The organism is Arthrobacter sp. G.S.26 (genome assembly GCF_050847375.1).
Classification (GTDB): domain Bacteria; phylum Actinomycetota; class Actinomycetes; order Actinomycetales; family Micrococcaceae; genus Arthrobacter.
Window position 1 is genome coordinate 1,158,455 of sequence record NZ_CP193752.1, and the last position, 23,184, is coordinate 1,181,638.

Annotated in this window: 20 protein-coding genes; 10 read left to right on the forward strand and 10 right to left on the reverse strand. The window is 66.9% G+C overall.

Annotated elements, in window-relative coordinates; all coding sequences use genetic code 11:
• Position 1: 1 nt before the first annotated feature.
• The 5 genes from ACRB8A_RS05380 to ACRB8A_RS05400 form a co-directional block, all read right to left on the reverse strand.
• Positions 2–1,453, reverse strand: coding sequence for an ABC transporter permease (locus tag ACRB8A_RS05380; protein ID WP_432245785.1), 1,452 nt, complete (start codon positions 1,451–1,453; stop codon positions 2–4).
• 179 nt (positions 1,454–1,632) lie between these two features.
• Positions 1,633–2,733, reverse strand: coding sequence for a substrate-binding domain-containing protein (locus tag ACRB8A_RS05385; protein WP_050684873.1), 1,101 nt, complete (start codon positions 2,731–2,733; stop codon positions 1,633–1,635).
• Positions 2,734–2,781: 48 nt separating this feature from the next.
• Positions 2,782–4,065 carry a multiple monosaccharide ABC transporter permease gene (gene mmsB / locus ACRB8A_RS05390; protein WP_050684874.1) on the reverse strand — a complete coding sequence of 428 codons (1,284 nt, stop codon included), beginning with the start codon at positions 4,063–4,065 and terminating at the stop codon, positions 2,782–2,784.
• A gap of 45 nt (positions 4,066–4,110) precedes the next feature.
• Positions 4,111–5,667: a multiple monosaccharide ABC transporter ATP-binding protein gene (gene mmsA / locus ACRB8A_RS05395; protein ID WP_050684875.1), complete on the reverse strand. Its 1,557-nt coding sequence runs from the start codon at positions 5,665–5,667 to the stop codon at positions 4,111–4,113.
• Positions 5,668–5,799: 132 nt separating this feature from the next.
• Positions 5,800–6,990, reverse strand: a complete 1,191-nt coding sequence (locus ACRB8A_RS05400; protein ID WP_050684876.1) for an ROK family transcriptional regulator — start codon at positions 6,988–6,990, stop codon at positions 5,800–5,802.
• A gap of 202 nt (positions 6,991–7,192) precedes the next feature.
• Here ACRB8A_RS05400 and ACRB8A_RS05405 point away from each other — a divergent pair, with 202 nt between their 5' ends.
• Positions 7,193–7,987 carry a nitrilase-related carbon-nitrogen hydrolase gene (locus ACRB8A_RS05405; RefSeq protein WP_285241044.1) on the forward strand — a complete coding sequence of 265 codons (795 nt, stop codon included), beginning with the start codon at positions 7,193–7,195 and terminating at the stop codon, positions 7,985–7,987.
• Here the strand turns inward: ACRB8A_RS05405 and ACRB8A_RS05410 are convergent.
• Positions 7,981–9,759 carry a PucR family transcriptional regulator ligand-binding domain-containing protein gene (locus ACRB8A_RS05410; protein WP_432245786.1) on the reverse strand — a complete coding sequence of 593 codons (1,779 nt, stop codon included), beginning with the start codon at positions 9,757–9,759 and terminating at the stop codon, positions 7,981–7,983. The genes ACRB8A_RS05405 and ACRB8A_RS05410 overlap by 7 nt on opposite strands.
• A 110-nt stretch (positions 9,760–9,869) precedes the next feature.
• Here ACRB8A_RS05410 and ACRB8A_RS05415 point away from each other — a divergent pair, with 110 nt between their 5' ends.
• Complete coding sequence (locus tag ACRB8A_RS05415) at positions 9,870–11,381, forward strand: amino acid permease (protein ID WP_432245787.1); 1,512 nt, start codon at positions 9,870–9,872, stop codon at positions 11,379–11,381.
• Between the two features lie 36 nt (positions 11,382–11,417).
• Positions 11,418–13,139 carry an FAD-dependent oxidoreductase gene (locus ACRB8A_RS05420; RefSeq protein ID WP_432245788.1) on the forward strand — a complete coding sequence of 574 codons (1,722 nt, stop codon included), beginning with the start codon at positions 11,418–11,420 and terminating at the stop codon, positions 13,137–13,139.
• Positions 13,140–13,157: 18 nt separating this feature from the next.
• Here the strand turns inward: ACRB8A_RS05420 and ACRB8A_RS05425 are convergent, their stop codons facing one another.
• Entirely contained in the window at positions 13,158–13,676 is a 519-nt protein-coding gene (locus tag ACRB8A_RS05425) for a gamma carbonic anhydrase family protein (protein WP_050684880.1), read from the reverse strand.
• Positions 13,677–13,801: 125 nt separating this feature from the next.
• Positions 13,802–14,662 (reverse strand): formyltetrahydrofolate deformylase, encoded by an 861-nt coding sequence (purU, locus tag ACRB8A_RS05430; RefSeq protein WP_285241040.1) that lies wholly within the window; start codon positions 14,660–14,662, stop codon positions 13,802–13,804.
• 277 nt (positions 14,663–14,939) lie between these two features.
• Here purU and glyA point away from each other — a divergent pair, with 277 nt between their 5' ends.
• The 7 genes from glyA to ACRB8A_RS05465 all read left to right on the forward strand — a co-directional run bounded on the left by glyA (position 14,940) and on the right by ACRB8A_RS05465 (position 21,522).
• Entirely contained in the window at positions 14,940–16,238 is a 1,299-nt protein-coding gene (gene glyA, locus ACRB8A_RS05435) for a serine hydroxymethyltransferase (protein WP_050684882.1), read from the forward strand.
• A gap of 3 nt (positions 16,239–16,241) precedes the next feature.
• Positions 16,242–17,141 carry a bifunctional methylenetetrahydrofolate dehydrogenase/methenyltetrahydrofolate cyclohydrolase gene (locus ACRB8A_RS05440; RefSeq protein WP_056597901.1) on the forward strand — a complete coding sequence of 300 codons (900 nt, stop codon included), beginning with the start codon at positions 16,242–16,244 and terminating at the stop codon, positions 17,139–17,141.
• A 126-nt stretch (positions 17,142–17,267) separates the two neighbouring features.
• A complete protein-coding gene (locus ACRB8A_RS05445) occupies positions 17,268–17,822 on the forward strand; it encodes a hypothetical protein (RefSeq protein WP_050684884.1) in 555 nt (184 codons plus the stop codon).
• A gap of 10 nt (positions 17,823–17,832) precedes the next feature.
• Positions 17,833–18,666: an exodeoxyribonuclease III gene (locus ACRB8A_RS05450; protein ID WP_050684885.1), complete on the forward strand. Its 834-nt coding sequence runs from the start codon at positions 17,833–17,835 to the stop codon at positions 18,664–18,666.
• A gap of 16 nt (positions 18,667–18,682) precedes the next feature.
• The gene (gene trpS / locus ACRB8A_RS05455) at positions 18,683–19,726 is read left to right on the forward strand and encodes a tryptophan--tRNA ligase (RefSeq protein WP_056597905.1); all 1,044 of its coding nucleotides are present in this window, start codon (positions 18,683–18,685) and stop codon (positions 19,724–19,726) included.
• A gap of 4 nt (positions 19,727–19,730) precedes the next feature.
• Positions 19,731–20,423 (forward strand): 2'-5' RNA ligase family protein, encoded by a 693-nt coding sequence (locus tag ACRB8A_RS05460; protein WP_432245789.1) that lies wholly within the window; start codon positions 19,731–19,733, stop codon positions 20,421–20,423.
• A gap of 37 nt (positions 20,424–20,460) precedes the next feature.
• The gene (locus ACRB8A_RS05465; protein ID WP_082484149.1) at positions 20,461–21,522 is read left to right on the forward strand and encodes a YihY/virulence factor BrkB family protein; all 1,062 of its coding nucleotides are present in this window, start codon (positions 20,461–20,463) and stop codon (positions 21,520–21,522) included.
• Here the strand turns inward: ACRB8A_RS05465 and ACRB8A_RS05470 are convergent.
• Both ACRB8A_RS05470 and ACRB8A_RS05475 read right to left on the reverse strand, forming a co-directional pair.
• Positions 21,485–22,249, reverse strand: coding sequence for an alpha/beta hydrolase family protein (locus ACRB8A_RS05470; RefSeq protein WP_056597906.1), 765 nt, complete (start codon positions 22,247–22,249; stop codon positions 21,485–21,487). The genes ACRB8A_RS05465 and ACRB8A_RS05470 overlap by 38 nt on opposite strands.
• Positions 22,250–22,400: 151 nt before the next feature.
• Positions 22,401–23,183 (reverse strand): succinate dehydrogenase iron-sulfur subunit, encoded by a 783-nt coding sequence (locus ACRB8A_RS05475; protein ID WP_050684888.1) that lies wholly within the window; start codon positions 23,181–23,183, stop codon positions 22,401–22,403.
• Position 23,184 lies beyond the last annotated feature (1 nt).

A 23,184-nucleotide genomic window follows, 5' to 3' on the forward strand; every position in this document is an offset into this window, starting at 1 on the left:
GCTATTCTCCTCGCAGGACTTCGATGGGACGGATGCGTGCTGTCAGCAGGGCCGGCACCAGTGCGCCGATGATCGCCACACCGAAGACTGCGGCGATTCCGCCGGCAATCACGCCGGGCGAGGCGCTCGCCGTGACGGACGTCAGCAGTTGGGAAGCGCCGCCGAACGGACCGCCCTGCCCGCCGGGGAATCCTGCGCCGCCGCCGGGCATCCCCGCGCCGCCGGCAGCCCCGGCCATGGCCGCGCCGCGCCCGGTGGTGGCTGCCGCCGTCGTGCTGGTGGTGTTGGTGCTGATCAGTGCCGAGGCGATGCCGCCGCTGGCGAAGGAGGCGATAATGGCGCCAGCCGCGCTGCCCAGGGCCGCGAGGACCAGGGCTTCGAGGACAAACTGCAGGCCGATGGTGCGGTTGGGCGCGCCGATGGCCTTGAGCACACCGATTTCCCGGTGGCGCTCGCGGACCAGCACCACCATGATCAGCAGGATGATCAGTCCGGCCGTGCCGAGGGCGGCGATGAAAGCGATGAAGGAAATGTTCTTGACGCTGCCCAGCGAGCTGACGGCGGTCTCAAGGTTCTGGCCCTGGGTGACGTCCGCCGCGTCGGTGCCGAGGGCGGCCTGCAGCGCGGTCTTCGCCGTGTCGACGTTCTCCAGCGAGTCCACGGTGACAATCATGCTGGACAGCTCGCCGGGCACCCCGGCCAGGGCCTGGGCGGTGGGGAGCGTCAGGTAGGCGGCGTTGTTGCCGAACGTGGTGCCGGCGTCGAACAGGCCCGCCACGGTGTACGTCTGGTCGTTGATGGTGAACGTGGACCCGATGGCGAGGTTGTTCTTCGCGGCCAGCGTGGTCCCCAGCAGCGCGTTGGTGGATTCCGCGGAGTAGTCGCCCAGCCCGGTGCCTGCTGTGATGTTCAGGGCCTTGCCGGCTGTGTCCACTTCGGCGCCGACACCGGTGGCGGTGATGGGCAGCGACCGGACCGGCTGGGTGGTGCCCGTGGTGCCGCTTGCCTGGTTGCGGTTCCCCAACGTGCCGGCGTCAACGGCCGCGGTGAGGCTGGTGGTCAGTGTTGCCGCGGCCTGGCCGCCGGGCCCGCCCTGGCCGCCCGGCCCGCCCTGGCCGCCGGCAGCGGTCTGGGCCGCAGCTTCGGTGGCGTTACGCAGGCGCAGGGATGAGGTTCCGACGACGGCACTGACGTTGGGCACGGCCGCCGCGGTGGCTGCCTGGTTGGCGGTGAGTGGCTCGCCGCCGCCTTCGAAGCCCTGGCCACCGGCAGGGTTTACGGTGAGGACCGTCCCCACGGACGCGTTGAGTTCCTGGACTTTGGCGCCAACGGCCTGGTTGGCCACCAGCATGGCCAGGGCGAGTCCGATGGCAACGGCCAGCACTGCCACAACGGCGGCCGTGCGGACCTTGTTTCTGAAGGCGTTGCCTACACTGCGGGCAAGGACGCTCACGTTACTCCTATGGATCAGGTGCCGGCACGGAAGGCCGGCGTCGGATCCACACTCGCGGGCCATCCTGTGCAACAAACCGGCCGGACCTGTGCCTGGGCTGTGAAGGCTGCGGGCACCGGATCCGGGCACGGAAAAGCCCGGCCCCCTTGGAAGGGAGCCGGGCTGTCCGGTGCGTGGTGTTACTTGGTCAGCGGGCCGAGTACCGGATCGTCGGTGTAGGCCGTCTTGACGTTTTCCGCGGTGACGATCACCGGGGGCAGCAGGAAGGCGGGAACCGTCTTGACGCCGTTGTCGTAGGACTTGTCGTCGTTGATCTCAGGCGTCTTGCCGGCCTGGAGGTCCTTGACCATCACAATTGCGTGCTCAACGAGCTTGCGGGTGTCCTTGTTGATGGTGGAGTACTGCTCGCCCGCAAGGATCGACTTGACGGACTCTTCTTCGGAGTCCTGGCCGGTGATGACGGGGAGCGGCTTGCCGGCCGCCTTGACGGACGTGATGACAGCACGCGCCAGGGTGTCATTCGGGGAGAGGACGCCGTCCAGGGATTCGGTGCCGTAGGAACCGGTGAGGAGGGTGTCCATGCGCCGCTGGGCGTTTTCAGCCTTCCAGTCCTGGGTGACTGCCTTCTCGAAGGTTGTCTGGCCGGAGAGGACCTTCAGCGTGCCGTCGTCGATCTTGGGCTTGAGGACCTTCATGGCGCCGTCGAAGAAGACCTTCGCGTTGGCGTCATCAGGCGAGCCTGCGAGCAGTTCGATGTTGTACGGTCCGGCCGGCTTCTTGGCCTTCATGCCGTCGAGCAGGGCCTGGCCCTGGAGCTCGCCAACCTTGAAGTTGTCGTACGCCACGTAGTAGTCCACGTTCTCGGTGTTCAGCAGGAGGCGGTCGTAGGCGATGATGGTGGCGCCGGCGTCCTTGGCCTGCTGGAGCTGCGTGCCCAGCTGGGACCCGTCCAGGGCACCCACGATGATGACCTTGGCGCCCTTGGAAATCATGGCGCTGATCTGGTTCTGCTGTTCGGCCACACCGTTGTTGGCGAACTGGACCGTCGGCTTGAATCCGGCGCTGGTGAGGCCGTCGTTGAACAGCTTCTCCGCCAGGACCCAGTTCTCGCTGGTCTTCTTGGGAAGTGCGACGCCGATGGCTGAGTCCTGCGCGAATCCTCCGGTTCCTTCGCTGGAGCCGCCCGTCGAGGGTGTTTCGGCGCGTCCGCAGCCGGTCAGCGCCAGTGCTGCAATGGCAGCAACTGCTGCCGCCTTCCCTGCTTTTCCAAACATTCGCATGTTTTCGCTACTTTCTTTTATGGGGTGGTGGGACGGGAAGCTGAGTACTCAGGCTTCCCGGGAAATGGTTGCTTTGGTGGAGGTGACTTCATCGGGCTGAAGCGGCGTGCCGGGGCCGTTTGAGGACCGGTTGAAGTTCTTCATCATCAGGCCGATGATCGAGGCCCGGCCCTGGGACTTGTTGTAGACGTCGATGGCAACTGCCACCAGGAGCACAAGGCCCTTGATCATGGACTGCCAGTCAGCGCCGACGCTGAGCAGCTGCAGGCCGTTGTTAAGGACGGCCATCACCAGGCCACCAACGATCGAGCCGATTACGGTGCCCACGCCGCCGGTCACCGCAGCGCCGCCGATGAAGACAGCGGCGATCGCGTCCAGCTCCCAGCCGGTGCCGTCGGACGGACCTGCAGAGGTTGAGCGGGCCACGAAGATCATGCCGGCCAGGCCGGCGATGATCGACATGTTCATCATCACCAGGAAGTTGATCTTTTTGGACTTCACGCCGGACAGTTCGGCTGCGTGGCGGTTGCCACCCACGGCGTAGACGTGGCGGCCCACAACGGTCTTGGAGGAGATGAAGCCGTAGACCAGGACCAGGACGGCGAGGATCAGGCCGGGGATGGGGAACGAGGTGCCTGGCCGCCCGGTGGCGAACAGGTAGGTGGCGTAGAGGATGGCGCCGCAGATCAGGACCAGTTTGAGGACCATGACCCAGGTTTCCGGAACCTCCGCGCCCAGCGCCTTGGCGGAGCGGCGGCGGCGGACTTCACCAATCACCACGAAGGCGGCTGCCGCCAGGCCCAGGAGCAGGGTGAGGTTGTTGAAGCCGGTGTTCGGGCCGATTTCCGGCAGGTAGCCGGCGCCGATGAACTGGAATTCCCGCGGGACGGGGATGGAGTTGGACTGTCCCACAAACTGCTGCGCACCGCGGAAAATCAGCATGCCGGCCAGGGTCACGATGAACGCCGGGATGCCCACATAGGCCGTCCACCAGCCGTGCCAGGCACCGATCAGGGCGCCCAGGCCAAGGCCCAGCAGGATGGCGAGGAACCAGGGCAGGTTCCAGTCGCGCATGGCGATCGCCACCACCATGCCCACGAAGGCTGCCACGGAGCCCACGGACAGGTCGATATGGCCGGCGATGATGACCAGCACCATGCCGATGGCGAGGATCAGGATGTAGGAGTTGCCGTTGAAGAGGTTGATGACGTTGCCCGGGGTGAGGGTGATGCCGCCTGTGAGCCACTGGAACAGCAGGATCAGTGCCACCAGGGCAAAGATCATGCCGAACTGGCGGGTGTCGCCGCCAAAGAGTTTCTTGAGCGCGTTCATTGTTTCGGTCCTCGTATCTGGAAGGTTCTGGAAAGCTCCAGAGGATTAGGCGGCTTTTCGGGCGGAGGTCATGAGCTTCATCAGGCTTTCCTGGCTCGCTTCCGCCTTGTCGAGGACGCCGGTGATGGCGCCTTCGAAGATGGTGTAGATGCGGTCGGAGAGTCCCAGGAGCTCCGGCAGTTCCGAGGAAATGACGATCACGCCTTTACCCTGGTTGGCGAGCTGCTGGATGATGCCGTAAATCTCGTATTTGGCGCCGACGTCGATGCCCCGGGTGGGTTCATCGAGGATCAGCAGCTCCGGGTCGGTGAACATCCACTTGGCCAGGACCACCTTCTGCTGGTTGCCGCCGGAAAGTTTCGCCACACCTTCCTGGACCGAAGGGGCCTTGGTCCGCAGGGACTTCCGGTACTGCTCGGCCACCGCAAACTCCTTGTCGGTGTCCACAACGCTCCGCTTGCTGATTTTCTGGAGGTTGGCCGAAACGGTGGTGGTTTTGATGTCGTCCAGGAGGTTCAGGCCCAGCGACTTCCGGTCCTCGGTGACGTAGCCCAGCCCGGCGTCGATGGCCTGGGGAACGTTTTTGAGCGCCGTCTCCTTGCCGTGGATGTATACCTGGCCCGAAACGAAGTGGCCGTACGACCTGCCGAACACTGACCGGGCCAGTTCGGTCCGGCCGGCCCCCATCAGCCCGGCGAAGCCCACAATCTCGCCGCGTCGGACAAAGAAGTTGGAGCCCTTGCAGACCAGCCGGTCCTGGATCTGCGGGTGGGCCACCGTCCAGTCCTTCACTTCGAAGAAGACTTCGCCGATCTTGGGGGTGTGGTCCGGGAACCGGGACTCGAGGGTGCGGCCCACCATGCCCTTGATGATCCGGTCCTCATCAACGCCGTCCGCCTTGACGTTGAGCGTTTCGATCGATTTTCCGTCGCGGATGATGGTGATGGAATCGGCGATCTGCTCGATCTCGTTGAGCTTGTGCGAAATGATGATCGAGGTGATGCCGCGGCCTTTCAGGCCCAGGATGAGGTCCAGCAGGTGCTGGGAGTCGGATTCGTTCAGCGCTGCGGTGGGCTCGTCCAGGATCAGGATTTTCACGGACTTGTTCAGGGCCTTGGCGATTTCAACCAGCTGCTGCTTGCCGACGCCGATTTCCTTGATGGGGGTGTCCGGGTTTTCGCGCAGGCCCACCCGGGCCAGGAGTTCGGTGGAGCGGATGCGGGCCTCGGCCCAGTCGATGACACCACGTTTGGTGGGTTCGTTGCCCAGGAAGATGTTCTCCATGATGGAGAGCTCCGGGATCAGCGCCAGCTCCTGGTGGATGATCACGATGCCGGCCTGCTCGCTGGCCCTGATGTCCCGGAACTGCTGGGTCTGGCCCTGGTAGACGATGTCGCCGTCGTAGCTGCCGAACGGGTAGACCCCGGAGAGGACTTTCATCAGCGTCGACTTGCCGGCGCCGTTCTCGCCGCAGATGGCGTGGACTTCGCCGGCCTTTACCCGCAGGCTGACCTCCGACAAGGCTTTAACGCCGGGAAACTCTTTGGTGATGGACCGCATCTCGAGGATGACAGGGTCCGTGTGCGTGGTCTGGGACGTCATGGGCCCTAACCTCCATTAAAAAATGACTCCGTTGTCCGGCCGGCAAAGCGCAGGGCCGTCTGATGCAAAAGTAAACTGGATCACAGCTATTGTCGTCAAGTCTTGAACGCAATTACCGGATAACGAAATGGTCTAGTTTTTCCGGATGCCAGCATTCTGGAACACCAGGGCGGCCGCTCCGAGGGCTTCGGCACGGTCCCCGAGGGAGGACATGGTGAGGGTGGTGGTCTCCCCGATGACGGGGACTGCGTGCCGTGTCAGGCCCCGGCGGATCGGGTCCAGCAGCAGGTCTCCGAGCCCGGCCAGCGGCCCGCCCACCACAATGACTTCGGGGTTGATCAGGTTGGCGACGTTGCCCAAAGCGCGGCCCACGGACAGGCCGGCGTCGTCAACCACGCGCAGGGTGGCGGGGTCCCGGGCCAGGGCCTTCCGGACGATGTCAGCGGGCGTCAGCGGACGGTCCTCGCCACGGCTGAGCAGCTCGATCATGGTGGTGGTGGAGGCAATGGTTTCCAGGCAGCCGCGGTTGCCGCACCGGCACACCAGGCCCTGTTCGTGGATGGTGGCGTGGCCGATCTCGCCGGTGATCCCCACGTTGCCGTAGTACGGCGCGCCGTTGAGGATCAGGCCCGCGCCGATGCCTGATCCGATCTTCAGGAACATCAGGTTGCTGACGCCGCTGTGCCGGCCCCACGTGACCTCGGACCAGGCCCCGAGATTGGCGTCGTTGTCAATGAAGACGGGAAATTGCAGCGTCTCTTCCAGGTGCTGCAGGATGTTGATGCCCACCCACTCAGGCAGGATCGCGCCCTGCGCAACGGTTCCCGTGCGCCGGTCAATCGGGCCGGGAATTCCGACGCCGGCACCCACCACGGCGGTCCGCTCTATGTTGCTTTCCCGCAACAGCTTGTCCAGCAGGGTCACTGCCGCCTGGATGCCGTCCTCCGCCTGGTGGCCCAGTGGCAGCATCACGGATTCCTCGGCTATCACGCGGTAGCTCAGGGAGGCCAGGACCACGCGGAGGTGCCGCCGGCCGAAGTCGATGCCAACAGCCACGGCGCCGTTGCTGTTGAGCCTCACGTTGAGGGCGCGGCGGCCGGAACTGGTAATCGGTTCCGTGGACGCGAGGCCGGAGTCCAGCATGACCTTGACGATGTTGGAGACCGTCGCTGTGGAGAGGCCTGTCTGCCGGGCGAGTTCAGCCTGGGTTGAAGGCCCGCCGCGCAGGCTTTCGATGATGCGTTGCTGGTTCAGCTGCCGCAGTGCGGACTGTGAGCCGGGATTCTTTGGCTTGCTCCTCGTTGAGCGCGGGGTTCCGGACATGCTATGTACAGTGCCCTATTTCCCGGCTTGTAGTCAAGAAGTTAACGCATGCGTCGGTTAGCGGTAACTTTTTGGGCATAGGACGATTCGGCCCCGATGGCATGCTGCGGGTGCAAATGGCCCGGACGCATCCCGGCGCGCGCTGGTTAGGCTGGAGCCAGGCCGTTATCCCCCGGCCGTCCCGCGATGGAAGGTGGTAGCGGTGCTGCTGGCACTCCTGCAGGCAAACGCCGCAGTCCTTGACCCTGATGCCAACCTCGATTCCCTTGAAGCCGCGGCAGCCACCGCCGCCGCGCGGGGCGCAGCCGTCCTGGTCACCCCGGAACTGTTCCTGGTGGGCTACGCGCCGCGGCGCATCCGGTCCGGCCTGGACCCGGACATTCTCCCGGCGCTGCGCCAGCGGCTGGCTGACATTGCCAGGCGGCACGGGATTGCGCTGGTGTACAGCCTGCCCCGCCTCACCGCCCAGGGGGAGTGGCAAATCAGCGCCACCCTCCTCGACGCGCAAGGCGCCAGCTTGCTGGAGTACGGCAAAGTGCACCTTTTCGGACCGGACGAGCGGGCGGCCTTCAGCCCCGCCACCCAGCCGCCCGCCGTCGTCGACTTCCACGGAATCCCCACCTCGATGGTGATCTGCTTCGACGTCGAATTCCCCGAAACCGTCCGGGCCGCGGCCTCGCGCGGAGCCGAACTGCTCCTGGTCCCCACGGCGCTGGCCCACGGCTTTGACGACGTACCCCAGGTGCTGCTCCGCGCCAGGGCGCTGGAAAGCCAGGTCAGCATCGCCTACGCGAACCATTCCGGCGTCGAGGACGGCCTTCGGTTCCTGGGCGGCAGCGTGGTGGCCGGGCCGGACGGCAAACTGCTGGCCGCTGCCGGAGCCGGAGCCACTGTCCTCTTTGCCGAGGTTGATCCCGCAGCGGCGGGGCGGGAGCGGGCCGAGGTGCCGTACCTGGCCGAGCGTCGCCCGGACCTGTACCGGGACTGGGGCTACTGACCGGCAGAGTCCACAAACTGCAGCGCAAACCATAGTTCGGCCCGCGCTGCCGCCTGCGCCAGGTCCAGGTCCAGGAGTTCCGCCAGCGCGGTGATCTGCCGGCGCACGCTGTTGCGGTGCAGGCCCAGGTCCTTGGCCGCGGCATCCCAGCTGCCGTTGGCGGCCAGCCACGAGCGAAGCACCAGCAACTGCGCGTCCCGGCGCGCCGGTTCCTGTTCAAGGACAGGGGCCAGCAGCCGGGCGGCGAGCAACGCGCCGGCGTCGGCGCCCAGCAAACCGGCGACGGACCAGGTGAGGTCTTCCTCCCGCACCGTCGATGCGGTGGCCAGGACCCGCGGGCGAAGCGCGGTGGCGCGCTGGTAGGCGGCCGCCAGGCCCGGAAGTTCCGTGGGGGCGCCCACCACCAGCCGCCACCCCAGCTGCTCCACCTCCGCCAGCAGCGGCCCGTCCACCTTGAGGCGGGTCACGGCGGCGAAGCCGTCATCGGTCAGTTCCACCAGCTTGGTGTCGAAAATCCGCCGCCAGTGCAGCAGGTCGCGGACGGCGCCTTCCGTGGCGGCAGGGGCCGCGGCCGGCGTGCCGGACCGGAGCCCCAGCACCACGCGGACCGGGGCCGACCGGGTCCCGCCCACGCTCTGGGCCAGCAGGTCCTTCAGGCCGTTGAGCCGGCGGGAGCTGTTACCGGCCAGGCTGTCCGGGTGCAGCAGCAGGGCGGTGGCCAGCTGGCTGGGTGCCAGGGAGCCGCTGGTCCGCTGCCGGACCAGCAGCTCCAGCAGTCCCACCACGGCGGACACCACATTGTTCTGGGCCGGCGTCAGGGGTTTGCCGGCCCCCAGCACCAGGGCGCCCAGCGTCGCGTCCCGGGTGCTGCGCAGCGGATGCCCAAACAGCAGGGTGGGATCCGGGGTGTCCACTGAGCCGGTTTCGATGCGGGGCCCGCTGCCGGCCAGGAGCCTGGCCACCAGCGGCTGGAGGAGGGAATGCTCGACGGCGGCCCTGGGGTTGGTGCCGGGGCCCGCCTGGGCGGCAGCCCGGGCCCGCGCCCTGCCGTCAGCCCCCACCAGGACAGCCCACACCGGCACGCGTTCGGTGAGCGCCGCCAGCAGCTCGTGTTCCGGCCGGGCGGACAGGACGGCCCGCATCAGGTGCCTGTTGGTCTCCGCCAGGTGCCGGAACACCTGGGCGTTTCCGGATTCCAGGAGTTTGGAGAATTCCAGGCCCAGCGCGGCGAACGGGATGCTGGCCGGAACTTCCACCAGCGTCAGGCCGTGACGCCGGCAGGCTTCCACCAAGGCGTCGGGAACCGCGTCGAAGTAAGGCTGCAGGCCGAATCCCAGGGCAGCGACCCCGGCTGCCACCAGGCGCCGGACGTACGCGTTCGCCTGCGCCGCCGTGCCGCCGTCCTCCGCCGCGCCGCCCGCAGCGGCACCCGGGGCGGGGGAGCCGCCGCGGTGCGTGCCGCCGTCGTCCGGGCCTGCTGCCGGCCCGCTCCGCAGCCCGCCGCTGCGACCGCTGCCGCCGGTACCGGGGTGATCGCCGGCGTGGACCCCGGCCAGGAACGGCAGGCCCGCAGTCAGCACAAATTCGCCGTCCAGCAGGTACGGCGTGGGGTCACCGAGTTCGCTGGGCTCCACCCAGCGCAGCGGCGCGGCACCGTTGCCGGCATGGTGCACCACTGTCACCCCGGCAGGCAGAGCGGCCAGGAAGCGGCCCAGGGTTACTGCGTCCAGCTGCTCCGGGCTACCATCGTTCTCTGGTGCATTGTGTCTCATGCTGGAAGCCTACAGGTTGTTTTGCACACCATTGAGATGCTGCTCACACCCCTAATCTGGGGAAAGGGAAAACCAGTTCAACCAATCACCAACAGGAACGGACGTCAACGATGACTGTGCCAACACTTTCCGGCAGGGGGCCGGCCCGGGCAGCCGGCCGGCCTTCACTCGGCGCGCAACTCCTGCGCCGCAAGCCGATCGCGCAGATGGTCACCGAAGCCGGCGACGCACAGGACGGACCCCGTCTGGTCCGCAGCTTCGGCGTGCTCCAGCTGACAATGATTTCCGTTGGCGCCACCCTTGGCACCGGCATCCTGGTGATCCTCGGCGAATCGGTGCCGCTGGCGGGGCCGGCCATCTGGATCTCCTTCGCCATCGCCGGCCTGGCCGCGCTGCTGTCCGCCGTCTCCTACGCCGAGATGGCAGGCATGGTGCCCGTCTCCGGCTCCAGCTACTCCTATACCTACGCCACCATGGGCGAGGGCATGGCCTGGATCTGCGGCTGGTGCCTGGTCCTGGAATACGCGGTCTCCGTGGCCGCCGTCGCGGTCGGCGCCGGCCAGTATGTCAACGAGGCCCTGGCCGTCTTTGGAACCGCTCTCCCGGACGCGCTGTCCCAGCCGCCGGGCGACGGCGGCATGGTCAACGTCCCCGCCATGGTCATCGTGTTGCTCGCCACCGCGCTCCTGGTCCGCGGCGCCAAGGAAAGTGCCTGGATCAACACGTCCATCGTGGTGGTCAAGGTGGGCATCCTGCTCTTCTTCTGCGCAGTGGCCTTCACCGCCTTCACCGCAGGCAACTTCGAGCCGCTGCTGCCCATGGGGGCCGCCGGCGTCTCCGCCGCAGCCTCACGGGTCTTCTTCTCCTACATTGGCTTTGATGCCGCCTCCACAGCCGGTGAGGAGGCCCGCAACCCCAAAAAGGACCTGCCCCGTGCCATCATGCTGTCCATGCTGATTGTCACCACCATTTATGTCCTGGTGGCAGTTGCCGCCATTGGCGCCCGGCCGTGGGGCTGGTTCGACGGCACCGAGGCCGCCCTGGTGAAAATTCTTGAGGAGACCACCGGCCAGCCCTGGATCGGGCTCGTGTTTGCTGTCGGCGCCGTGCTGGCCATCGCCAGCATCGTCCTGACCGTCCTCTACGGCCAGACCCGCATCCTGCTGTCCATGGCCCGGGACGGCCTGATTCCCGCCGTCTTCGGCCGGGTGTCCCGCCGGACCGGCACCCCCGTGGTTGGCACGCTCCTGGTGGGGACCGCCGTCGCGCTCACTGCCGGGCTGATCCCGCTCGGCGCCCTGGCGGACGCAACCAGCATCGGCACCCTGTTCGCCTTCGGCCTGGTGAACGTGGCCGTCATCTACCTGCGGCGCAGCCGGCCGGACCTCGAACGGACCTTCCGGGTGCCGCTTTTCCCCATCACCCCCATCCTCGGCGCCATCATGTGCGCCTACCTCATGGCCAACCTCGGCGCCGACACCTGGGTGGTGTTCGCGCTGTGGATGCTGGTGGGTATTGCCGCTTACTTCTCCTACGGCCGGCGCCATTCCAAGGTGGCGGCGATGAGCTCCGCGGACTACCTTGAGGTGTCCGCCGCCCGCCCCGCACCGCAGCATTCCTGATCCGGACCGTCCCAAACCTTCCAAAGGCAGACTTCAATGACCATCGCCACAGAACTTCCGGCCTCCGGCCCCGCAGGCGCCCCCTCACAGGGTGGTGCCGATGCCGGGACGGCTGCCCCCATCACCATGCTCAACCCGGACTTCCCGTTCAGCTACGACCACTACCTGGCCCACCCGGACGGTCTCGGTTCGGTGCCGCCGGAGCTGCTGGGCACCGAAGTGGCAGTCATCGGGGCCGGCCTGTCCGGCCTGGTCACCGCCTACGAACTGATGAAGCTGGGCCTGCGGCCTGTGGTGTACGAGGCGGACCAGATCGGCGGCCGACTCCGCACCGCCAACTTCCCGGCGGCACCCGGCGTCGTGGCGGACCTGGGCGGCATGCGGTTCCCGGTGTCAGGCAAGGCCTTTTACCACTACGTGGACCTGCTGGGCCTGGACACCCAGGAATTCCCCAACCCGCTCTCCAACGCCACCTCCAGCACCGTGATCGAGCTCGCCGGCAGGAAGTACTATGCCGAAAAGCCCTCGGACCTGCCGCCGTTCTTCCGTGAGGTGGCCGACGCCTGGAAGGCTGCCGTGAACGACGGCGCCAGGTTCACCGAAATGCAGGAGGCCATCCGCACCCGGGACACGGGCAGGATCAAGGAACTCTGGAACGAGCTGCTGCCGCTGATGGACGAGCAGACCTTTTACGGCTTCATCGCCGCCAGCGAGTCCTTCAAAAAGGCCGGGTTCACGCACCGGGAGGCGTTTGGCCAGGTGGGCTTCGGCACCGGCGGCTGGGACACGGACTTCCCCAACTCGATCCTCGAGATCCTGCGGGTGGTCTACACCGACGCTGACGACGCGCACCGGCTGATCCGGGGCGGCGCGCAACGGCTCCCCGAGGCACTCTGGCAGCACGCGCCGTCGGGCCTTGCCCACTGGCCGGAGGGCACCTCCCTGGCCTCGCTGCACTCCGGGTCCCCGCGCGGCGCCGTGGGCAAAATCAGCCGCGACCCGGACGGCAACCTGCGGATCCGCGAACGCTGGGGCCGCGAAGCCACCTACCCGGCAGTGGTCACCACGTGCCAGTCCTGGCTGCTGTCCACCCGCATCCATACCGAAGAGGCGCTCTTCCCGGCGGAGCTGTGGACGGCGATCGAGCGTTCGCACTACATGCAGTCGTCCAAGACCTTCGTGATGGTGGACCGGCCGTTCTGGAAGGACATTGATCCGGCCACGGGCCACGAGGTGTTGTCCATGACCCTCACGGACCGGCTGAACCGCGCCACCTACCTCCTGGACAACGGCCCGGACCAGCCCGCGGTCATCCTGCTTTCCTACACCTGGAACGACGACGCGCTGAAGTGGCTGGCGCTCGACGCCGACGAACGCGTGGAGCTGATGCTGCACTCGCTCGAGCAGATCTACCCCACGGTGGACATCGCCAGCCACATCGTGGGCCAGCCCATCACCGTGTCCTGGGAAGCGGACCCCAACTTCATGGGCGCGTTCAAGGCCAACCTGCCCGGGCACTACCGCTACCAGCAGCGGCTGTTTACGCACTTCAAGCAGGACTCGCTGCCCGACTACCAGCGCGGCATCTTCCTGGCCGGCGACGACGTTTCCTTCACTGCCGGCTGGGCCGAGGGCGCCGTGACCACCGGCCTGAACGCGGTGTGGGGCGTGGTGAACCACCTGGGCGGGTCGGCGGCGCCGGGCAACCCCGGTCCCGGCGAGCTGCTCGACTCGATCGGGCCGGTCAGCCTGGACTGATTCTTTGGGGGAGTGGGGTCAGCCGTGCAGGGCGCGGTGCGCCCTGGCGAGCTCGACGTAGCGTTCGGCGTTGGCCCGGACGCCGTCGAACTCCTCGTCGGTAAGGGGCCGCCGGACTTTGGCCGGGACGCCTGCCACCAGTGACCGCGGCGGCACCACCGTGCCCTCGAGGACCACGGCGCCGGCCGCCACCAGCGAGCCCGCGCCGATCACCGCGCCGTTCAGGACGGTGGCGCCCATGCCGATCAGGCAGTCGTCCTCCACAGTTGAACCATGGACGACGGCGGCGTGCCCCACGCTGACCCGCTCACCCACCGTGCAGGGGAAGCCCGGGTCCGCATGCAGCACCACGTTGTCCTGGAGGTTGCTGCCGGCGCCGACGCTGATCTTGGCGGTGTCGGCCCGGACCGTGGCGCCGTAAAACGCGCTGGCGTCCGCCGCCAGGCTGGCATTGCCGATGATCGTGGCCGTGGGGGCGACGAATGCTGTCTCGTGGACGGCCGGGGTGTTCCCGGCGAAGGGGTACAAGGGAGCCATGGGTTCACTCTAGCGACGCCTGCGCGTGGCCGGTTTCCGGTGCGGATGTGACAGGCCTGCGCGCCCCACCCAACTGACTCGCAGTTGTTGTCGTTTTGAGGGCTCAAAACGACAACAACTGCGAGTCAGTTGAAGACCACCGTGCGGTTCCCGTCCAGCAGCACCCGGTGCTCGGCGTGCCACTGCACCGCCTGGACCAGCGTGCGGCCCTCCACGTCGCGGCCCATCTGGACCAGCTGCTGCGCCGTGCGGCTGTGGTCCACGCGGATGACTTCCTGCTCGATGATCGGACCCTCGTCCAGGGCGGCCGTCACGTAGTGGGCGGTGGCGCCGATCAGCTTCACGCCGCGGGTGTGGGCCTGGTGGTAGGGCTTGGCGCCCTTGAAGGAGGGCAGGAACGAGTGGTGGATGTTGATGGCCTTGCCCGTGAGGTCGGTGCACAGCTCATCCGAGAGGATCTGCATGTAGCGGGCCAGGACGGTCAGCTCGATGTTGTGCTCCGCCATGATGGCGCGCAGCCTGTCCTCCGCCTGGACCTTGGTGTCCGCGGTGACCGGGATGTGGTGGAACGGGATGCCGTAGAACTCGGCCAGCCCGGCCAGGTCCTTGTGGTTGGAGACAATGGCCGGGATGTCGATGGGCAGGGTGCCGCTGCGCTGCTGGAACAGCAGGTCGTTGAGGCAGTGTGCCGACGTGCTGGCCAGGACCAGGGTCCGGACCTTCCGGCCCGCGGGGTTCAGGCTCCACTGCATGCCGAACGCGTCAGCCACGGGCTGCAGGGCCGCGCGGAGCTCTGACTGCGTGGCGGTCGTGGTCACCTCCACGCGCATAAAAAACGTTCCCGTGGCGGGGCTGCCGTACTGCTGGGAGTCCGTAATGTTGCACCCCGCCACCAGCAGGGCGCCAGCCACAGCGTGGACGATTCCCTGGGTGTCCGGGCAGGACAGGGTGACTACGTATGCATCGTTGAGTTGCTCATCTTTCACGCAGTCAAGCCTACCCGCGCGCCAGGGTGTGCTTTTGGTAGGCTGGTCGGGTCGCAACTGGCGTTGGGTGGCTAACCACCAGGGAGCGGCAATCACGAAGACCACGGATCGTACGCCTGGGCCGAGGGTCATGTTTTGCCGGAAACGGGGCACCAGTTGCCTGTGCGCAGCCGCGTCCCGTGCCACCCGCCTGATGCCAGTAACCAACACGGCGGTGAGGCGTGCCAGCCGGTAGCCTGACCTAAGCAGTGCCCGAATCCCGAGCCAGGAGTTCTTTGTGACTACCACAGCCACCACAACATCAGCCGTCAGCAACCAGTCGCTGGCCGAGCTTGACCCCGAAATCGCTGCAGTCCTCAACCAGGAGCTTGGCCGCCAGCGCGGCACCCTGGAAATGATTGCCTCCGAAAACTTCGCGCCCCGCGCCGTGATGGAAGCCCAGGGCTCCGTCCTGACCAACAAGTACGCCGAGGGCTACCCCGGCCGCCGGTACTACGGCGGCTGCGAATACGTGGACATCGCCGAGCAGCTTGCCATCGACAGGGTCAAGGACCTGTTCGGCGCCGAGTACGCCAACGTCCAGCCACACTCCGGGGCCCAGGCCAACGCCGCCGCCCTGTCCGCCATGATCACCCCCGGCGACAAGATCCTGGGCCTGTCCCTGGCGCACGGCGGACACCTCACCCACGGCATGAAGCTGAACTTCTCCGGCAAGCTCTACAACGTGGCCGCCTACCAGGTGGAGGAAGATTCCTTCCGCGTGGACATGGACAAGCTCCGCGAGCAGGCCATCGCCGAAAAGCCGCAGGTCATCATCGCCGGCTGGTCCGCCTATCCGCGCCACCTCGACTTCGCTGCGTTCCGTTCCATCGCCGATGAGGTGGGCGCCCTCCTCTGGACGGACATGGCGCACTTCGCCGGACTGGTGGCAGCGGGCCTGCACCCCAGCCCCGTCCCGTACTCCGACGTTGTCACCTCCACCGTGCACAAGACCCTCGCCGGTCCCCGATCAGGGGTGATCCTGGGCAAGCAGGAGTGGGCCAAGAAGCTCAACTCCAACGTGTTCCCCGGCCAGCAGGGCGGTCCGCTGATGCACGTCATCGCCGCCAAGGCCGTGGCCTTCAAGATCGCCGGCACCCAGGAGTTCAAGGAACGCCAGGAGCGCGTCCTCGAAGGCGCCAAAATCATCGCCGACCGCCTCAACCAGGCTGACGTTGCCGAGGCCGGCGTTTCCGTCCTCACCGGCGGCACCGACGTGCACCTGGTCCTGGTGGACCTGCGCAACTCCCAGCTGGACGGCCAGCAGGCCGAGGACCTCCTGCACTCCGTGGGCATCACCGTGAACCGCAACGCCGTTCCGTTCGACCCCCGCCCGCCCATGGTCACCTCCGGCCTGCGCATCGGCACCCCGGCCCTGGCCACCCGCGGCTTCGGCGCCGCCGAGTTCACCGAGGTCGCAGAGATCATCGCCAGCGCGCTGAAGGCCGGCACCGCCACCGACGTCGAGGCGCTCCAGTCCCGCGTGGACAAGCTCGCCGCCGATTTCCCGCTGTACCCGCAGCACGAGCAGTGGTAACCAATGACTGATACCGCAACTGCACAAATCCTTGACGGCAAGGCCACCGCCGCTGCCATCAAGGCCGAGCTGACCGGACGCGTGGCCACGCTCCGTGCGAAGGGCGTCACCCCCGGCATCGCAACTGTGCTGGTGGGCGCCGACCCCGCCTCGCAGCTGTACGTCTCCATGAAACACAAGCAGTCCGAACAGATCGGGATGAACTCGATCCAGCGCGAACTGCCGGCTGACGCCACCCAGGCCGACGTCGAGGCCCTCATTGATGAACTCAATGCGGATCCCGACTGCCACGGGTACATCGTGCAGCTGCCGTTGCCCAAGCACCTGGATACCGACGCCATCCTTGAGCGGATCGACCCCGCCAAGGACGCCGACGGACTCCACCCGACCAATCTCGGCCGGTTGGTGCTCAACGTCAACTCGGAGATCACCACTCCTCTGCCGTGTACACCCCGCGGCGTCATCGAGCTCCTCGAGCGCAATGGGTACAGCCTTGCCGGCAAGCACGTGGTGGTGGTTGGCCGTGGCGTCACGATCGGCCGGACCATCGGCCTGCTGCTCACCAGGCGGGCCATCAATGCGACGGTCACGCTGACGCATACCGGCACCAAAAACCTGTCGGAGCTGCTCAAGCAGGCGGACGTCATTGTGGGCGCCGCCGGAGTCAAGCACATTGTCAAGGCCTCGGACGTGAAGCCGGGCGCTGCCCTGCTTGACGTGGGGGTTACCCGGGAAACCGATCCGGAAACAGGTAAGAGCCGCGTCCACGGAGACATCGATCCCGCCGCCGCCCAGGTGGCCGGCTGGATTTCGCCCAATCCCGGCGGCGTTGGCCCCATGACCGTGGCGCTGCTGATGACCAATGTGGTTGAAGCGGCGGAACGCCAGGCCGGCATCGCCTAGCCCACGTGGGTTAAAACGCGCGACGGCGGCCCCGCACCTTCCCGGAAAGGTGCGGGGCCGCCGTTGTTGTGTTCGCCGCCGGTGGAAGCGTGCCGGATCGGCGCCGGGATTTGAGAGAATATCTCCATGCAATCAGTGGGCAGTTCCAACTCATCAGCCAAACCCCGTTTCTCCATGTTCCGCATCAGCGGGCCGGGGCTGATGGTCCTGGTGACCGCGTTTGTGGTGGCCGTCATCTTCGCCGCCAACCAGAACGATGTGGTGGGCTGGGTAGTGGCCATCATCGCCCTCTTCTGGCTGGTCCTGGCCACCTTCGTGGTGGTCAGCATCCAGCGTGCCGCCAAGAAGGCGGGCGCCAAGCTGACCGAGGCCCAGAACGCCTTCAACACCGCAGCCGGCCGGGCCCCCTCGCCCACGGCAGCGAACCACGGCGGTACCAGCGTGGTGTACGAGCGCAGCGAAGCCGATGAGGTCCGCGACCTCAAGCTGGACCACTCCTTCAAGATCGTCCAGGTGCAGGTCCGGGTGGTGGAGGAAGAGCGTGCCAAGGGCGCCGCCGCCAACCAGGACACCATCCACCGCGCCCTGGAAACCATCGAGATCACCGCCACCAACGCCCGCGACATGATGAAGTCCTCCGGCGGCTCCGGCGAGCCGGTCAGCGGAACCATCATCGACTAGAGTGGAGCGGGTGAGCTCGGCATTGAAGAAGGACCACCTTCGCATCGCATCCGTCAACGTCAACGGCCTCCGCGCCGCCTACAGGAACGGTATGGCAGCCTGGCTGGAACCGCGTGAGGTGGACATCCTCTGCCTGCAGGAGGTCCGCGCCCCGGATGCGATTGTTCACCAGCTCCTCGGTGCGGGCTGGCACATCCTGCACGCCGAAGCCGAGGCGAAGGGCCGCGCCGGCGTGGCCATCGCCTCCCGCGAGGAACCACTGGCCACCCGCATCGGCATCGGCGACGAATACTTCGCGACGGCGGGACGCTGGGTCGAAGCCGACTTCCGGCTCCGCGACGCCGCCGGCAACCCGGTCCAGCTCACCGTGGCCAGCGCCTACGTCCACTCGGGCGAGGTGGGCACCCCCAAGCAGGACGACAAGTTCCGTTTCCTGGACATCATGTCCACCCGGCTGCCCGAGCTGGCCAAGCACAGCGACCACGCCCTGGTGGTGGGGGACCTCAACGTGGCCCACACGCCGCTGGACATCCGCAACGCCAAAGCCAATGTCAAAAAGGCCGGCTTCCTGCCCGAAGAGCGCGCCTACTTCGACAAGTACCTCGGCGGGGACATCGGCTGGCAGGACGTCCACCGCAACCTGTCCGGCCCGGTGGACGGCCCGTACACGTGGTGGTCCCAGCGCGGCAAGGCGTTCGACAACGACACCGGTTGGCGGATCGACTACCACTTGGCCACCCCGGCCCTGGCCGATGCTGCCTTCTCGGCAGTAGTGGACCGCGCGCCGTCGTGGGACACCCGCTTCTCTGACCATGCACCGCTGGTAGTGGACTACCAGCTCTAAGCCCGAAAGTTCCACCATGACTAGCCTGACCTCTCCGGCCGCTAAAAAGCGCATTCTCTCCGGCGCCAAACCCACCGCCGATTCGCTGCACCTGGGCAACTACATCGGTGCCGTGCGCAACTGGGTGGACATGCAGGAGGAGTACGACGCTGTCTTCTTCATCCCTGACCTGCACGCCATCACCGTGGACTTCGACCCCGCGGAGCTCGCCAAGCGCACCCGGACCGTCGCGGCGCAGTACATCGCCGCCGGCATCGACCCGGACCGCAGCATCTTCTTTGTCCAGTCCCACGTGCCTGAGCACGCCCAGCTGGCCTGGGCCCTGAACTGCATCACGGGTTTCGGTGAGGCTTCCCGGATGACCCAGTTCAAGGACAAATCGCAGAAGTCCGGCGCCGACTCCGCCACGCTGGGCCTCTTCGCCTACCCCACGCTGATGGCAGCCGATATTCTGCTGTACCAGACGGACCTGGTTCCGGTGGGCGAGGACCAGCGCCAGCACCTGGAACTGACCCGGAACCTGGCCCAGCGGTTCAATACCCGGTTCGGGGACACGTTCACCGTCCCCGAGGCCACTATCGTCAAGGAAAGCGCCAAGATCTACGACCTGCAGAACCCCGGCGCCAAGATGTCCAAAACCGGCGAGTCGCCCAACGGTGCCATTCAGTTGCTGGAGGACCCCAAGGTCGCCGCCAAGCGGATCAAGTCTGCAGTGACCGACGCCGGCACGGAGATCCGCTTCGACACCGGGGAAAAACCGGGCATCTCCAACCTGCTCACCATCTACTCGGCCCTGACCGGCAAAACAGTGGCCAGTCTCGAAGCCGAATACGAAGGCAAAATGTACGGCCACCTCAAGGTGGACCTTGCCGATGTGGTGGTTGATTTTGTGACACCCCTGCGGGACCGGACCAATGAACTGATGACGGACCCGGCCGAACTGGACCGGCTGCTGGCCTCAGGGGCTGCACGGGCACGGGAGATCGCCTCGGTCACCCTGGGCAACGTGTACGAGCGCATGGGGTTCCTGCCGTCACTGAGCCTCGCCGGAGTCCGCTAGAGCCATGTCTGCCAGCAACGTCACCGCACGGGAAGGAACCCGGGGCCCAGGCTCGCTGGAAGCCGCGCCCACCCCGCACGGCGGCCCTGCCGGCGGCGGGGACGGTTCCCGCCAGGAAGACATCAGCGTTGGCGTGATCCTGGGCTTCCCGGCTGAGGTTGCCAGCGAACTGCAAAGCTGGCGGGCCTCATTTGGGGACCCCCTGGCGGAGGTGGTGCCTGCCCACATCACCCTGGTCACCACCACCCCCACCACGGACTGGGACGCCACCCTGGCGCACGTGCGCAGCGTGGCCCGGGGCCAGCGCCCCTTCCGGGTCACGATTTCCGGGACCGGGACGTTCCGGCCGGTCTCCCCGGTGGTGTTCATCAAGGTGGAGGACGGGTTCGCCGAGTGCGTGGACCTGCACGGCAAGCTCCAGCAGGGGCCGCTGCACCGCGACCTGCCGTTCGCCTACCACCCGCACGTCACCATCGCCCACGATGTGGCCCCGGAAAGCCTCGACGAAGCCGAAACGGTGCTGAAGAGCTACAGGGCAAGCTTCCCGGTGGCTAGCATGGGACTTTACGAGCACGGTGCCGATGGCATCTGGCAGCTACGGGAAGAGCTGGACTTTGGGACCGAAACAGACAACAACGCCGGCACCCGGCATAAAAACTCAGCAAGGGACGCCGGGGACGCCGCCGCTTCCCACTGACCTGGCCGGCCTGCGGCTGGAGGTCAGCCACAAACGGGTGGAGCTGAGCAAGGCGCGCCGTTCCGGCGGCGGCCCGTTCGCCGTCCCGCTGGCCATGCTTATGCTGTTCCTGGCCCGGCTGAACTCGCTGCTGCCCATGCGCGCCTTCGCGCATTACAACCGGCAGCACGGCCCGCTGATGGCCGCCGGGATCGGCTTTGTGATGTTCTTCTCCATCACGGGCCTGCTGGCCACCGGCTTCTCCATTGCCGGGCTGGTCCTCCGCGGCCAGCCGCAGCTCCTCGACACCGTTGTGGGCAGCGTGGCGCAAAGCGCGCCGGGCCTGCTCAAGGTCAACGGCGGAGAGGGCCTGGTGGACCCGCAGGACCTGCTGAACCCCAGCGGGCTGGGCTGGACCGCGGTCATCGCCGCCGTCGTCACCATCATCACGGCGCTGAACTGGATCAACGGCGTCCGGGAAGGCCTGCGGGGCGTCAACCAGCTGCCGCCGCTGGTCATCAGCCCGGTGCTGCTCAAAGCGGGCGACGCCGGCACGCTGGTGCTCCTCGGCGTGGCCCTGGTGGTCAGCTCCGGCGCATCGCTGGTGTTCGGCACCGCTGCGGGGTGGGTCACCGACTTCCTGGGCCTCAGCGACGCCGTGGCCGGCCCGCTGACCACCATCGTCAAAATCGCCGTGCCACTGGTGCTGGGCTGGGTCACGGCCGTGATCATGTTCCGCCTGGCAGCCAGGCTCAAATTCTCCCGCCGGGCCCTCCTGGAAGGCACCATCATCGCCGCCGTGGGCACCACGGTCCTGCAGCTGTTCAGCACCGAGCTGCTGGCCGGCGCCGGCCGGAACCCGCTGCTGGCCCCGTTCGCCATCATCATCGGCCTGCTGATCTGGTTCAACCTGGTCAGCCAGGTCTACCTGCTCTCCGGGTCCTGGGCCACCATCCGCGAAGGTGACCTGGCCGCAGGCGCCGCGAACGGCGAGAAGGCCGCCTGGGGCGCCCGGCAGGTCCAGCCGGGCAAGGTCCCGGTGGCCACCACGCCGGTTCCCGGCAGGGCCGTCGCGGGCAGCGTCAGGCGTCGAGGTACTGGTCGGCCCAGGCAGCGATGATCCGGGCGGCGCGTGCCGCCTGGCCCTTGCCCGTGAGCAGGTGGTCGCTGCCCTCCAGGGACACAAAGTTCCGCGGATGACGGGCCGTTTGGAAGATGGTGCTGGCGTTCTCGATCCCGACGGTGTTGTCTGTGGGGGAGTGCAGCACCATCAGCGGCTTGTGGAGCTGCCGGATGCAGTCGGTCAGGTCCGCGTTCTCCAGGTCCTCCACGAAGTGCCGGCGGATCTCCACGCGTTTTCCGCCCAGATCCACCTCGGCGCTGCCTTCGGAAAGGATCCGGTCCAGGGCAGCGTCAAAGACGTGCGCCACATGCTTGGGTGAGAAGGGCGCCCCGACTGTGGCAACGGCGTCGAGCTCCGGAATCTCCTTGGCAGCTGCCAGCACGGCGGCTCCACCGAACGAGTGGCCCACCAGCAGGGAGATCTCCCTGCCGACGCTGCGCATGTACTCTGCCGCCTTGACCGTGTCCGCCACCTTGTGGCTGAAGGACCCGGCGGACCATTCGCCGGCGGAGCCGCCCAGGCCCAGGTTGTCGAAGCGGAGCATGCCCACGCCGCTGTCAGCCAGCGCCTTGCACATCCGGGACGCGGACGGCGCATCCTTGCCCAGGGTGAAGCCGTGCGAAAACACGCCCCAGCCCTTCACCGGGCCCTCGGGGACATCGATGATGCCGGAGAGCACCTCGCCGGTGGAGCCGGTGAAGGAGACCTTTTCGGAGCGGGACACGGTGTCCCCTTTCGTTTGTGCGGACGGCTTGCGCTATCACCTATGGTCCCTAAAAGGGGGTTTTGGGGACCATAGGTGATAGGGCATCTTAAAAGTTCGACGGCGCCCCTCACCACATGGGGTGGGGGACGCCGTCGTCAGCGTTGGATCCTTAGATCTTGCGCGAGAGGATTGCCTGCTTGACCTCGGCGATGGCCTGGGTGACCTGGATTCCGCGGGGGCATGCTTCGGAGCAGTTGAAGGTGGTGCGGCAGCGCCACACACCTTCCTTGTCGTTCAGGATTTCCAGGCGCATGTCGCCGGCGTCATCGCGTGAATCGAAGATGAAGCGGTGGGCGTTGACGATTGCGGCGGGACCGAAGTACTGGCCGTCCGTCCAGAACACCGGGCAGGACGAGGTGCACGCGGCGCAGAGGATGCACTTGGTGGTGTCATCAAAGCGTTCGCGGTCCTCGGCGGACTGCAGGCGTTCCTTGGTGGGCTCGTGGCCCTTGTTGATCAGGAAGGGCATAACCTCGCGGTAGGACTGGAAGAACGGTTCCATGTCCACGATCAGGTCCTTCTCCACCGGCAGGCCCTTGATGGGTTCCACGGTGATGGGCTTGGACGTGTCCAGGTCCTTCAGGAGCGTTTTGCAGGCGAGGCGGTTGCGGCCGTTGATGCGCATGGCATCGGAACCGCAGACGCCGTGGGCGCAGGACCGGCGGAACGACAGGCTGCCGTCCGTCTCCCATTTGACCTTGTGCAGGGCATCCAGGACACGGTCCGTGCCGTACATGGTCAGGTGGAAGTCATCCCAGGTGGCCTCTTCCGAGACTTCCGGGTTGTACCGGCGCACACGCAGGTGGACGTCGAACGTGGGGATTTCCCCGCCGCCGCCCACACCTGCGGGCAGTTCGATCTTTGAGGCTGGCTCAGCGAGTTCAGCGGTCATC

Bases quoted from the DNA above. Each gene is read 5' to 3' on its own strand.
- ACRB8A_RS05385 (WP_050684873.1), bottom strand. From the start codon at position 2,733: ATGCGAATGTTTGGAAAAGCAGGGAAGGCGGCAGCAGTTGCTGCCATT.
- mmsB (WP_050684874.1), bottom strand. From the start codon at position 4,065: ATGAACGCGCTCAAGAAACTCTTTGGCGGCGACACCCGCCAGTTCGGC.
- mmsA (WP_050684875.1), bottom strand. From the start codon at position 5,667: ATGACGTCCCAGACCACGCACACGGACCCTGTCATCCTCGAGATGCGG.
- ACRB8A_RS05400 (WP_050684876.1), bottom strand. From the start codon at position 6,990: ATGTCCGGAACCCCGCGCTCAACGAGGAGCAAGCCAAAGAATCCCGGC.
- ACRB8A_RS05410 (WP_432245786.1), bottom strand. From the start codon at position 9,759: ATGAGACACAATGCACCAGAGAACGATGGTAGCCCGGAGCAGCTGGAC.
- ACRB8A_RS05415 (WP_432245787.1), top strand. From the start codon at position 9,870: ATGACTGTGCCAACACTTTCCGGCAGGGGGCCGGCCCGGGCAGCCGGC.
- ACRB8A_RS05420 (WP_432245788.1), top strand. From the start codon at position 11,418: ATGACCATCGCCACAGAACTTCCGGCCTCCGGCCCCGCAGGCGCCCCC.
- ACRB8A_RS05425 (WP_050684880.1), bottom strand. From the start codon at position 13,676: ATGGCTCCCTTGTACCCCTTCGCCGGGAACACCCCGGCCGTCCACGAG.
- ACRB8A_RS05440 (WP_056597901.1), top strand. From the start codon at position 16,242: ATGACTGATACCGCAACTGCACAAATCCTTGACGGCAAGGCCACCGCC.
- ACRB8A_RS05445 (WP_050684884.1), top strand. From the start codon at position 17,268: ATGCAATCAGTGGGCAGTTCCAACTCATCAGCCAAACCCCGTTTCTCC.
- trpS (WP_056597905.1), top strand. From the start codon at position 18,683: ATGACTAGCCTGACCTCTCCGGCCGCTAAAAAGCGCATTCTCTCCGGC.
- ACRB8A_RS05460 (WP_432245789.1), top strand. From the start codon at position 19,731: ATGTCTGCCAGCAACGTCACCGCACGGGAAGGAACCCGGGGCCCAGGC.
- ACRB8A_RS05475 (WP_050684888.1), bottom strand. From the start codon at position 23,183: ATGACCGCTGAACTCGCTGAGCCAGCCTCAAAGATCGAACTGCCCGCA.